This is a genomic window from Amycolatopsis sp. NPDC003731 (genome assembly GCF_053586895.1).
Window position 1 is genome coordinate 79,548 of the sequence record NZ_JBSFNC010000017.1, and the last position, 12,207, is coordinate 91,754.

Sequence of the window (12,207 nt, forward strand, 5' to 3'; positions counted from 1 at the left end):
CGATCGTCTCTTCTCGAGAGGGGTTCACGCCAGCGCGTCGACGGCGGCGAGGGTCTTGCCCCGGCGGTCGCGGACGTGCACGGCGAGGTCCTTGTACTTGTCCCGGAGGAAGCGCTTGAGCGACTTGCCGGTGACCCCGAGCGGGAAGTCGTCGCCGCCGGTGGCGACCTCGACCACGGCCAGTTCGGGTTTCCCGTTGGCCCGCAGGGCTTCGTTGGCCGCGAACAGCACCTTCTCCGCGTCCACGTCCCGGCCCGTCACGACGGCCACGGCCAGGTGTTCCCCGTCGTGGCCACCGGCCACCACGGTGCAGTCCTCGATGCCGGCGACCTCGTTGAGGATCAGTTCCTCCATCAGCACCGAATATCCGGGCCCGGCGGCCGTGTGCACGACGTCGACCGCGCGGTCGACCTGGTAGAAGTTGCCGTCCTCGTCGCGGTACGCGATGTCGCCGGTCAGCCAGTAGCCGGCGAGCTTGCTGCGGTAGTAGGTGTCCTGGTTCCCCCAGTAGCCCACGGTCATCGACGGCGGCTTCGCGCCGAGGAAGCCGTACTCGTACGGCTCGGCGAGCGTCCCGTTCTCCCGCACGATCGCGACTTCGGCGAACCCGACCGACTTGCCGACGCAGCGGTCGTTGCGCTCGGTCGCGAGGGTGCGCGGCTGCATGAGCACGCCCCAGCCCAGCTCGGTGGTGCCGAGCCGGTCCAGGAACGCGGCCGGCGGCAGCTCCGGCGATCGGCGGCCGAGGATGTCCTTCAGGTGCCGCTCGTGGATGGCGTCCGCCATGGACACCCAAATGTTCACCGAGTCGAGCGCACCCTTCGGCGTCTCGATCGCCGCGAGCTCCGGGTAGGCGTGGCCGAAGGCCATCACCATGGTCGGCCGGTGCGTCTCGACGGCTTCGGCCAGCTCGGCGCCGGAGACGTCCCGGTGGACGACCATCGGCTGCCCGCCCAGCACGGCGTAGGCGTTGAAGGACACACACCCCTGGTGCGACTGCGGGAGCGCGTTGAGGATGAGCGCATCCGGCTCCTCGTTGTAGTTCACCGCACGCCACTTGGGACCGTCCAAAATGGTCTTGTGCGTGTGGATGACCGGCTTCGGCAGGCCGGTGGTGCCGGAGGAGTGCATGAGGCCGACCGGGTCGTCCGGGTGGTGCCGGAACCGGTCGGCGTCCGGCAGCACCGCCGACGGCGGCCCGGACTGGTCGGTGTGCACCCAGTCCAGGTTCAGCCGGTCGAGGTCCGGGGTGATCCGGGCGAGCCGCTCGGCGTCGGTGTAGAGGCCGGTGGCGCCGCTGCGCTCGATCAGCGCGACGGCGCTGTCGCGCTTGGCGTTGCTGTTGATGAGCATGGAGATCGCGCCGATCTGCGCGAGTGCCGACAGGTGCAGGAAGTACTGGAGGGAGTCGGGCGGGAAGACGGCGACCCGGTCGTGCGGCCGCACCCCCCGTTCCAGGTACCAGACCGACCAGCTCTGCACCAGGTGGTCGAGGTCGCGGAGGCTGAACCAGTGCTTCGTTTCTCCGTCGGTGTACGGGATCGGCGTGAGCGAATGGATGAAGGGCTCGTCCGGGCGGGGGTTGAGCTCGAGCATGGCGGGCAGCAGGTTCCCGCCGCCGATGCTCGGGTCGGCGAGGACCTGCGCCCGCAGTTCCGGGCTCAGGACGGTCTGGTGCGTGAACTCCATGGCATCACTTTCTGCAGCGGGACCGCGGGCTTTTCGACTCCACCGCCGAGCGTGCCGGGTGTGTCCATCGGAGACGCATCGGTGCTGCATCAGCGACGAGGGCGTTGCGGCACAACGGATATCGGAGTCGCACAGCGAGGTCGCCCGGTCACCGGCGGCAAAAGAAAACCGTCCGGAGCCGGTCGGCTGCGGACGGATCGGGGCAGGCCGGGCGGTTCAGCCGAGGCTGCACTCCAGGTCGCCGACCGGGGCCAGCGTGGCCCGGCCGAACGTGGTCAGCAGCCCGTCGCCCAGCTCCGGTTCTTCCACCTTCGTCCGTGCGTGTTCCTGGACCAGGTCGTGGAAGTGGTACCGCCCCGCCGCCCGCTGGCGCAGCAGGTGGGCGTCGAACAGCGCCTCCAGCGACCGCTCCGCCTCCGGCACCGGCCGGCCCACCAGCCGCGCCGCGTCGGCGGCGTCGAACTCGTCGCCCGGGCGCGTGGTCGCGCCCAGGACCCGGAACAGCCGGCGCTGCCCGGCCGGCAACCTCCCGTAGGACACCTCGAGCCGCGACGCCACGCCGCGGTCCTCCAGGCTCAGCTCGGCCAGCCGCGTGACCCGGTCGCGCAGCCGGAACACCAGGTCCTCGAGGGACCACGCCGGCCGGTTGTGGAACCGGCACGCCGCGATCGCCACCGCCAGGGGCAGGTACCCGCAGAGCGCCACCACCTCCGCGACCGCGTCCGCCCGGTCCACCGTGCGGTCCGCGCCGGCGATCCGGGTGAACAGCGCCACCGCGTCGGGCGGACCGAACACGTCCAGCGAACGGGCCGTCACCCCGTCGAGGCCGGCCAGCCGGCGGCGGCTGGTGACGATCACCTGCGCCTTTCCCGTGCCGGGCAGCAGCGGACGGACCTGGCGGGCGTCGAGGGCGTTGTCCAGCACCACGAGGACCCGCCGCTCGGCGAGCTCCGCGCGCCAGCGCGCCGCGCGCTGGCCGCAGCCGCGGGGGATCCGGTCCGGCGCGAGCCCGAAGTCCAGCAGCAGCCGCTCCAGCGCCGCGTCCGGTTCGAGCGGCTCCCGGCCGGCCGTGTGCCCGTGCAGGTCGAGGTAGAGGTGCCCGTCCGGGAACCGGTGCGCCAGCTGGTGGGCGAGCCGGACGGCCAGGGTCGTCTTGCCGACGCCGGGCATGCCGTCGATGGCCAGGATGCTCAGCGCGGTTCCCGCCGACCGGTGCACCGACAGGGACCGCAGCTCCTCGGCGCGGCCGGTGAAGTGCGCGGTGTCGTACGGCAGGAACGACCGGCCCGGAGCGGGCTCGGGCCGCCGCTTCGGCAGGTCGTCGCGCAAGATCCGCTCGTACAGCTCGCGGATGCTCGCGCCCGGGTCGACACCCAGCTCGTCGCGCAGCATCCGGCGGCCTTGTTCGTAGGTGTTGAGCGCGTCGGCCGTCCGCCCGCACCGGTGCAGGGCCAGCATCAGCAGCTTGCGCGACTCCTCCCGCAGCGGATGCCGCGAGACGAGCTCGCCCAGCTGCGGCACGAGCGCCGACGCCTCCCCGCCGTCCAGGCGCAGCGCGGCGAGCCGTTCGGTCGCGGTCAGCCGGTTCTCCTCGAACCGCGCGGCGGCGATCTCGAACACGGGGTTGTCCAATCCCGACAGCGCGGGCCCGTTCCAGAGCGCGAGGGCCGCCTCCAAGAGCTCGACGGCCGCGGCGGCCCGCCCGGCGGCGGCCGCCGCGGAGGCCGACGCGACCATCGCGGTGAACCGGTGGGCGTCGACGCCGTGCGGGTCGACGGTGATGCGGTAGCCGGGACCGTCCTTGACCACGAGGTGCTTGGCGGTCCCGAAGCTGCGTCTCAGCGCGGCGACGGCGTTGTGCAGCTGCCTTCGCGCCGTCACCGGCGGCTCACCGTCCCACATGGCCTCCAGCAAGCGGTCAGCGCCGACCACCTTGTTCGCGCTGAGCAGCAGCATCACCAGGAGCCGCTGCTGGCGCGGGCCGCCGAGGTCCACCCGCTCCCCGTCGCGCTGGACCCGCAGGGTGCCGAGCAACTCGAAGTACATCCGATCCTCCCCCACCGTAAGCGTGCGGCCACCGTACGCGGCAGCGCCCGCCGAACCGGAAAACTTAGCCGAAGAAAGCATTCAGCGAGACGTAAAAATCGACACGGTGTTTTCCGAACAAAGCCAACACGATAGCGCCGCATTCGGTGATCCGGCTTTCCCGCGTCGTTCGATGACGGCACAAATGACTACATCGAACGCGCGAAGTGAATGGTCGCTACGGCGGCGGCGCGAGTGCGGGCGCACGATAGACGGTGACCGCGCCCGGGCCGCTCAGGCCGAGGCCACCGAGCTCGCCGACCACCGCGGCCGCGAGCCCCGGCCGCGCTTCGACGGCCGCGTGCGCCGGACCATCCACCTCCACCCGAAACCCGGCACCGAGCAGGCGAACGCGCAGATCACCGGGGCGGATCCCCGCCTCGGCCAGCCGCGCGCGCACCGCGATCTCGGCGCGTTCCACCAGACCCAACCTTCCTAAAGAGACGGGAACCCCCACGGAGATACGTGACGCCAGGCAGGGTGTCGACGGCTTGCCGGCCACGGGCAGCGACCACGCGGCGGCCAGCGCCCGGACGTCGTCCTTGCCCAGCCCGGCTTCGGCCAGCGGCTCGACGACGTGCAGCTCACGGGCCGCACGCAGGCCCGGACGGTGCAGCGCGCGGTGGTCGTCGGCGTGCGTCCCGGTCGCGACGTGCGCGAACCCGCGCCGGAGCGCGAGGTCGCCGACCGCCCCGAGCACCGCCTGTTTGCAGAAGTAGCAGCGGTCCCCGGCGTTGTCCCGGTACCCGGGCACGGCCAGCTCGGCGGTCGCGACCTCGGCCAGTTCGACGCCGAGACCGGCCGCGACTCCCCGCGCGGCCTCGAGTTCCGCCCGCGCGAGGCTGGGCGAGTCGGCGATCACCGCCAGTGCGCGTCCGGCCGGCAGGGCCCGCGCGGCCGCGGCCAGCACGAGCGCCGAGTCGACGCCGCCGGAGAAGGCGACCGCGACGCTCCCGAGCTCGCGTACGCGGGCCAGCAGCCGATCTCCGATTCCGGCGCGCATTACTGTTTTCCTGCTGGTTGTACGTTCGCGGTGATCATTTTTCGGCCGAAGAACAGCACTTTTCCCCCAACTCCATTACCGGATTCGGACGGCATCCCCCGAAACAGTTTACATACGGCGCGCCGGAACGCTAACGTCTCGCGGGTGGTGACGACTGGGGTTACGGCGGCGACCGCCGATCTGGGTTTCGCGCGATTGGATCTCGACCGGGCGAGCCGCACCGGGGATCCGGAAGTGGTGTTCGGTGCGGGGAAGACGCCGGAGCAGATCGCGGCCGCGCTGGCCCGGCTGCACGAAGCCCATCCCGCACGCGCGGTGCTCGCCACGCGGGTCGGGGCGGAAGCGCGGGCGCTGTGCCGGGAACGCCTGCCGGAGGCCGCGGTCGACGACACCGGCCGGACGGTGACGCTCGGGACCGCACCGGCACCGCGCGGCCGGGTGGCCGTGGTCTGCGCGGGAACGTCCGACCTGCCCGTCGCCCGCGAATGCGCGACGACGGTGGCCGTGTTCGGCGCGGAGCCGGATCTCGTCGTCGACGTCGGCGTCGCCGGGCTGCACCGCCTGCTGTCCGAACGCGACCGGATCGCCGGCGCCGACGCCGTGGTGGCGATCGCCGGGATGGAGGCGGCGCTGCCCACCGTCCTCGGTGGACTGTGCGGCACGCCGCTGATCGCCGTGCCCACGAGCGTCGGCTACGGCTGGCACCTCGACGGCCTGACCGCGTTCCTGACCATGCTGAACAGCTGCGCCCCCGGTGTGGTGACGGTCAACATCGACAACGGCTTCGGCGCGGGCGTCGCCGCGGCCCGCGTCGCCCGGCAGTCGGTGGCATCGTGACCGTCGCGTGGATCGACGCCGGGAACGGCTGCGCCGGCGACATGCTGCTGGCGGCGCTGGTCGACGCGGGCGCCGACTTCGCCGGGATCGTCGACGGCCTGGCCCGGCTGCGCGTCGACGGCATCCGGCTGACCGAGCAGGTGGTGCGGCGGCACGGGTTGCGGGCGCGCCAGGTCGTGGTCGAGGCACCCGAGACGCGGCACGCCCGCCACCTCCCGGAGATCCTCGACCTGATCGCGTCCGCCGCGCTCTCCGGTGCCGCGGAACGCTTCGCCACCCGGGTGTTCGGCACGCTGGCCGACGCGGAAGCCGCCGTGCACGGCATCGAGCGGGACCAGGTGCACTTCCACGAAGTCGGCGCGCTGGACGCGATCGCCGACATCGTGGGCTGTGCGCTCGGCTTGGACGCCCTCGGGCTGCTCGACGCAACCGTGACGGTGTCGCCGATCGCCGTCGGCGGCGGCACGGTGACCGCGGCGCACGGCCGGCTCACCGTGCCCCCACCCGCGGTACTCGCGCTGCTCACCGCGGCGGGCGCCCCGGTCGCCGCGCACCCCGCCGCCCGGGAGCTGTGCACGCCGACGGGGGCGGCGCTGCTCGTCACGCTGGCGGACGCGTACGGCCCGATGCCGGCCTGCGTGCCGGCCGGAGTCGGCGTCGGCGCGGGAACGGCCGATCCACCGGGCCACGCGAACATCGTCCGGGTGGTCATCGGATCGGCCGCGGAGCCGGACCGGACCTGGGCACGCGCGAAGATGACCGTCATCGAGACCACGGTGGACGACCTCGATCCCCGCCTGTGGCCCGACGTCCTGGCGGCCCTGCGCACCGCGGGCGCGGCCGACGCGTGGTGCACCCCGGTGACGACACCGAAGGGCCGGCCGGGCATGGTCCTCACGGCCCTGGCGGCGGACGACCGCGTGGACGGCATCTGCGCGGCGGTGTTCGCCCACACGTCGACGCTGGGCGTGCGGTTGTCCCCCACCGAGCGGCGGTCACTGCCGCGCGACAGCGTGACGGTGGACTACCGCGGCCGCCCGGTGAGCGTGAAGCGCGGCTACCTCGACGGGGTGGTGGTGACGGCCCAGCCGGAGTACGAGGAAGTGAAAGCCGCCGCGGCCGCCACCGGCCAGCCGCTGCGGCGAGTCCTGGAGGAAGTCCGCGCGGCCGCGGGCTCCTGACCGGGTTGTCCACGCCCCGGGCCGGGTCGCCCGGGACTCGGGATCCACTCCGGACGGTCGACACCGCCCGCGCCAGGGAGGCGATCCGGTATCCGCGGCGGCCGGCCTCGGCCTGTCACGGGGTCAGCGCCTGGACGCCGATGACCTCCAGCAGCCGCAGCCGCTCGGCGGTGTCGCTGCCCTCCGGCGCGGTGAAGGCCATGATCCGCAGGTCGGTTCCGAGGGCGGCGAGGATGTCGCAGTCGAGGGTGATCTCCCCGACGCTCGCGTGCCGGACCGTCTTGGTCAGGGGCTTGTGCTCGCCCACCACGCCGGAGTCCCACAGGTCCGCGAAGTCGCCGCTCGCGCTGCGGAGCTCGTGGATCAGGGCGGCCAGGCCGGCGTCCTTCGGGTAGCGAGCCGACGCCGCCCGCAGGTCGGACACGAAGGCCGTGCGGTGTCCCGCCTGCCGGCCCACCGCCTGGGGGTAGCCGGCGGGGGGCTCGACGAAGGACCACCACACCGCGTTCCGCCGGAAGTCGTGCGGGGTGGGCGGGTCGCCGAACAGCGCGGCCCACAGCGGGTTCCACGTGATGAGGTTCCACGCGGCGTCGTACACGCTCAGCGGGGTGCTCGTCAGCCGGTCCAGCAGCCGCTGGACGCCCGCGGGCACGTGGTCGGACACCTGTCCCGGGCCGGGCACGGCCTGACCGGCGAGCACGAACAGGTGCGCACGCTCCGCCGCCGTCAGCCGCAACGCCCGAGCCAGCGTGGACAGCACCTGGGCGGACGGGTTGACCGACCGGCCCTGTTCGAGCCGCACGATGTAGTCGACGGACAGGCCGGCGAGCAGGGCGAGCTCCTCCCGCCGCAGGCCCGGCGCGCGCCGGTGGCCGTCACCCGGCAGGCCGACCTCGGCGGGTTTCGTGCGGTCTCGCCATGCATGCAGGGCCCGGCCGAGATCGGTGGTTCCGGTCATCTCCCCAGTATCGGCGGTCGGCCGCGTCCCGTCCTGGTACTCCGGATCCACCGGCTGCGGCGGGTACTGGTCGATCTCCGGGCGCGCGCGGAAGGTGGATTCCGGCCGGCGGGATCGCCCCGCCGGCCGGCACCGGAGGAGCACGTCGATGAAGTACCGCAAACTCGGGCGGACCGGGATCGAAGTCAGCCCCTACGCACTCGGCACGCTGATGCTCGCCGGCCAGATGGGCAACGAGCCGGACGAGTCGGTCCGGATCATCCACAAGGCGATCGACGCCGGGATCAACCTCATCGACACCGCCGACCGCTACGCCGATTCCGAGGACATCGTCGGCAAGGCCCTGAAGGGCCGCCGCGACGAGGTGGTCCTGGCCACCAAGGTCGGGCTGCCCCTGGGCGCGGGGCCCAACCGGCAGGGCGGCTCCCGCCGCTGGATCACCACCGCCGTCGAGAACTCCCTGCGCCGGCTCGGCACCGACCACCTCGACATCTACCAGCTCCAGCGGCCCGACCCGGACACCGACCTGGAGGAAACCCTGTCCGTCCTGACCGATCTCGTCCGGGCGGGCAAGGTGCGCGTGATCGGTTTCTCGACGACACCCGCCTCCATGATCGTCCAGGCCCAGTGGGCCGCCGAACGCGCCGGGTTGCAGCGGTTGCGCACCGAGCAACCGCCGTACTCGATCCTGAACCGCGGCATCGAACGGGAGGTCCTGCCGCTCGCGCAGGAGTACGGCATGGGCGTCCTGGTGTGGGGCCCGTTCGCCCAGGGCATGCTGACCGGCCGGGTGCGCAAGGGCGGGGGCAACGACCTCAAGCGCGTCCATTTCTCCCGCCACCTCTCCGACGAACGCCGCATCGACGTCGTCGAACGACTCGTCCCGCTCGCGCGGGAGGCCGGGCTGCCCCTGACCCACCTGGCGATGGCGTTCGCCATCGCCCACCCGGGCGTCACCGCCGCGCTCCTCGGCCCGCGCACCATGGCCCACCTCGACGACCTCCTGGCCGGAGCCGACGTCGAACTGTCCGACGAAGTTCTGGACCGGATCGACGAGATCGTCCCGCCGGGCACCGACGTCACCGCCCTCGACCAGGAGTACCGGCCCCCGGCGTTGCTCGAGACCGCTCTCCGGCGGCGCCCCGCCGGGCTCCGGTCGGCGGCCTGAGGCCGGGCCCGCGGACCAAGGCGATCTGGACAGGAGTCCGATTTATCTGATTGGATCTCCCCGGAGCGTTTTACAACGTTGTAAAAGTGGAGGTCCCCGCCGATGAGAAGAGCCGCTACTGTCCTCCTCGCCCTGCTGGTGGCCCTGGGCGTGGCGTCGGGAACGCCACCCGCCGGGGCCGCCGAGCCCGTGCACGGCCTGAAGGCCGAATACTTCACGCCCTCGGCGCCGGGGGCGCACGACTTCGCGAACCTGGCCGGCACCGCGCTCGACGGGGAGGTCGACCACCCCGACCTCACCTCGGTCTTCGGCCTGGTCGCCGGGCGCACCGAGAACACGACCGCCCGGTGGACCGGGCAGCTCGCCGTGCCGCAGACCGGCGACTACACGTTCTACGCCATCGGCGACAACGGCTTCCGGCTGTTCCTCGACGGCGCACCGGTGATCGACCACTGGGTCGGCGACTGGGACAAGGAACAGACCAGCGCGCCGGTCACGCTGACCGCCGGCAAGCAATACGACTTCAAGCTGGAGATGTTCCAGGACACCGGCGGCGCCAACATGTTCCTGCGCTGGTCGAGCGGGAGCATCGCGAAGCAGATCGTGCCGCTGTCGGCGTTCACGCCACCGGCCGACTTCGCGGTCGTGCCGCGTACGGCGGACGTCTCCCAGGACGGCCGCACGCTCACGGCCGACTTCGCCGGCCGGGTCTCCGGGACGAGCGACCTGAAGGACCACCTGCGCATCGAGGTCGACGCGACGCCGATGCCGGTCTCGTCCATCGCGACCAACCGCACCCGGGCGACGATCCAGCTGGCCGAAGAAGTCCTGAAGGGCCAGCGGGTCACGCTCTACTACGACGGCGCGGGCGCGCTCGCGGTGAACGGCGTGAAGGTCGGCAAGGCCGGGCGCATCGTCGCCAACGCGTCGACCGAACGGCTCCGGACGCCGTGGGGCGAGAACGTCGACACGCGCCACCCGCTGCCGGAGTACCCGCGGCCGCAGCTGGAGCGCGACAAGTGGCTCAACCTCAACGGCCCGTGGGAGTTTTCGGCCGCCAAGGAGGGCCAGCAACCGACGTTCGGCAAGCGGCTGCCCGAGAAGGTGGTCGTGCCCTACCCGATCGAGTCGCAGCTGTCCGGGCTCGAACGGCACGAGGACCACATGTTCTACCGCCGCACGGTCACCGTCCCGCGTGACTGGAAGATCGGTGGCGGGCAGCGCCTCAAGCTCAACTTCGGCGCGGTCGACTACCAGGCCAAGGTGTGGGTGAACGGCAAGCTCGTCGCGGAGCACACCGGCGGCTACACGGCGTTCAGCGCGGACATCACCGACGCGCTCGAGCGCGGTGGCGAGCAGGAGATCGTCGTCGCCGTCACCGACACGACCGGCCCGTACCAGCCCAAGGGCAAGCAGTCCGCCAACCCCGGCGGGATCTTCTACACGCCGTCGTCGGGCATCTGGCAGACGGTGTGGCTGGAGCCGGTGGCGGACCGGGGCATCGACGAGATCAAGACGACGCCCGACCTCACGACGAACTCGCTGGCGCTGAACGTCAAGTCCGCCGGCAACGGCACCGTCACGGCGGTCGCCAAGGACGCGCACGGCCGGCCGGTCGGCACGGTGAGCGGACCGGCGAACGCGAACCTGAAGCTGGCGGTGCCGAACCCGCACCTGTGGACGCCGGACGACCCGTACCTGTACCAGCTGGAGATCAAGCTGGGCGGCGACCGGGTCAAGAGCTACTTCGGCATGCGGTCCACCGGCATCACGAACGTCGGCGGCGTGCCCAAGCTGACCCTCAACGGCAAGCCGTTCTTCTCCCTGATGCAGCTGGACCAGGGCTTCTACCCGGACGGCCTGAACACCGCCCCGAGCGACGACGCCCTCGTCTTCGACCTGAAGGCGCAGAAGGACCTCGGCTTCAACGCCGTCCGCAAGCACATCAAGGTCGAGCCCGCCCGCTGGTACTACCACGCGGACCGGCTCGGATTGCTGGTGTGGCAGGACTTCGTGTCCGTCGAGGACGGCAACAACCCGGCGGCGCAGCAGGCGTGGCTCAGCCAGGGCCTGGAAGAGATGCACCAGCTGCAGAACTACCCGTCCGTCTACGCCTGGATCGTGTTCAACGAGGGCTGGGGCGAGTGGGACAAGACCGCCACCGGCCGGATCACCGACCAGGTGAAGGCCGCCGACCCGAGCCGGATCGTCAACGCCCACAGCGGGGTGAACTGCTGCGCCTCCAAGGGTGACTCGGGCGCGGGCGACGTCATCGACCACCACGACTACAACAACACCGACCCGGCTCGTCCGGACGGCAAGCGCGTGGCGATGGACGGCGAGCACGGCGGCTTCACCCTGCGCACGCCGGGCCACCAGTGGCCGGGCGCGCCGATCGCGATCTACAGCGGGGTGGCGGACAAGGCGGCGCTGACGGCGAAGTACGTCGACAACACCCGCACGTTCTACCTCGGGCAGGCGCGGGCCGAGCTGTCGGCGTCGGTGTACACGCAGGTCACCGACCTGGAAGGCGAGCTCAACGGGCTCTGGACCTACGACCGCAAGCGCATCAAGGTCGACCCGGGTCCCGTCCGCGAGATCAACCGCCGGGTGATCGAGGCCGGCGCGAACGCGGGCAAGCCCTACCCGTACGCGGGCCAGGGCGACTGGAACCTCGACGAGCGCCGGGGAACCACCGCGAAGGACGCCAGCGGCGGCGGCAACCCGCTGACGCTCACCCCGACCGGGGTGGCGTTCAAGGACGGCGCGCTGCAGTTCACGGGCGGCTCCGCCGACACCTACGGCCCGGTCGTCGACACGACCGGCGACTACACGGTGTCCGCGAAGGTGCGGCTCGACCAGCTGCCCGGCAACTACGCGACCGCGGTGAGCCAGGACGGCCGGGAGCGGGAAAGCCCGTTCTACCTGCAGTACGGGCAGGGCGCGTTCGCGTTCAGCACGCCCGGCGGCAACCGGGCCCGGTACGAGGTCGTGCCGGAAATCGGCCGGTGGTACGAGCTCACCGGAGTGCGGGCCGGCGGCGAGATCCGGCTCTACGTGGACGGCGTGCGGGTCGCGACCGCCCCGGCCGGACCGGCGCTGGTCAGCACCGGCGCGTTCACGGTCGGGCGCGCCAAGTACGACGGCCGCAACGTCGACTCCTGGAGCGGCGCGGTCGACGACGTCCACGTCGCCGGCCGGGCGTTGACGGACACGGAGGTCGCCCGGCTTTCCTGACGCTCCTCCGGCGACGCCCGGGGCTCCCCGCTCGGGCCACCCCACGGCG

The 12,207-nt window shown here is 72.2% G+C and carries 8 protein-coding genes; 4 read left to right on the forward strand and 4 right to left on the reverse strand.

The annotated features are described in order from the left end of the window. Window positions 1-24: 24 nt before the first annotated feature. From ACWDN5_RS10225 to ACWDN5_RS10235, 3 genes are all read right to left on the reverse strand, one after another. Window positions 25-1,689 (reverse strand): class I adenylate-forming enzyme family protein, encoded by a 1,665-nt coding sequence (locus ACWDN5_RS10225; RefSeq protein WP_449675904.1) that lies wholly within the window; start codon window positions 1,687-1,689, stop codon window positions 25-27. Between the two features lie 216 nt (window positions 1,690-1,905). Beyond that, entirely contained in the window at window positions 1,906-3,735 is a 1,830-nt protein-coding gene (locus tag ACWDN5_RS10230; protein WP_449675905.1) for a BTAD domain-containing putative transcriptional regulator, read from the reverse strand. A 217-nt stretch (window positions 3,736-3,952) separates the two neighbouring features. Continuing rightward, window positions 3,953-4,777 carry an asparagine synthase-related protein gene (locus tag ACWDN5_RS10235; protein WP_310971932.1) on the reverse strand — a complete coding sequence of 275 codons (825 nt, stop codon included), beginning with the start codon at window positions 4,775-4,777 and terminating at the stop codon, window positions 3,953-3,955. A 147-nt stretch (window positions 4,778-4,924) separates the two neighbouring features. On the opposite strand from ACWDN5_RS10235, the gene larB reads away from it, so the two are divergent. Both larB and larC read left to right on the forward strand, forming a co-directional pair. Beyond that, entirely contained in the window at window positions 4,925-5,614 is a 690-nt protein-coding gene (gene larB / locus ACWDN5_RS10240; RefSeq protein WP_449675907.1) for a nickel pincer cofactor biosynthesis protein LarB, read from the forward strand. After that, window positions 5,611-6,795, forward strand: coding sequence for a nickel pincer cofactor biosynthesis protein LarC (gene larC, locus ACWDN5_RS10245; RefSeq protein ID WP_449675908.1), 1,185 nt, complete (start codon window positions 5,611-5,613; stop codon window positions 6,793-6,795). Before larB ends, larC begins: the two co-directional genes overlap by 4 nt. A 115-nt stretch (window positions 6,796-6,910) precedes the next feature. Here the strand turns inward: larC and ACWDN5_RS10250 are convergent, their stop codons facing one another. Continuing rightward, window positions 6,911-7,753 carry a helix-turn-helix domain-containing protein gene (locus ACWDN5_RS10250; RefSeq protein WP_310971929.1) on the reverse strand — a complete coding sequence of 281 codons (843 nt, stop codon included), beginning with the start codon at window positions 7,751-7,753 and terminating at the stop codon, window positions 6,911-6,913. 148 nt (window positions 7,754-7,901) lie between these two features. On the opposite strand from ACWDN5_RS10250, the gene ACWDN5_RS10255 reads away from it, so the two are divergent. Next, window positions 7,902-8,921, forward strand: a complete 1,020-nt coding sequence (locus tag ACWDN5_RS10255) for an aldo/keto reductase (RefSeq protein ID WP_449675909.1) — start codon at window positions 7,902-7,904, stop codon at window positions 8,919-8,921. 102 nt (window positions 8,922-9,023) lie between these two features. Next, window positions 9,024-12,158 carry a LamG-like jellyroll fold domain-containing protein gene (locus tag ACWDN5_RS10260; protein WP_449675911.1) on the forward strand — a complete coding sequence of 1,045 codons (3,135 nt, stop codon included), beginning with the start codon at window positions 9,024-9,026 and terminating at the stop codon, window positions 12,156-12,158. Window positions 12,159-12,207 lie beyond the last annotated feature (49 nt).

Coding starts and splice junctions, on each gene's coding strand:
- ACWDN5_RS10235 (WP_310971932.1), bottom strand. CDS start 4,777: ATGCGCGCCGGAATCGGAGATCGGCTGCTGGCCCGCGTACGCGAGCTC.
- ACWDN5_RS10250 (WP_310971929.1), bottom strand. CDS start 7,753: ATGACCGGAACCACCGATCTCGGCCGGGCCCTGCATGCATGGCGAGAC.
- ACWDN5_RS10225 (WP_449675904.1), bottom strand. CDS start 1,689: ATGGAGTTCACGCACCAGACCGTCCTGAGCCCGGAACTGCGGGCGCAG.
- ACWDN5_RS10230 (WP_449675905.1), bottom strand. CDS start 3,735: ATGTACTTCGAGTTGCTCGGCACCCTGCGGGTCCAGCGCGACGGGGAG.
- ACWDN5_RS10255 (WP_449675909.1), top strand. CDS start 7,902: ATGAAGTACCGCAAACTCGGGCGGACCGGGATCGAAGTCAGCCCCTAC.
- ACWDN5_RS10260 (WP_449675911.1), top strand. CDS start 9,024: ATGAGAAGAGCCGCTACTGTCCTCCTCGCCCTGCTGGTGGCCCTGGGC.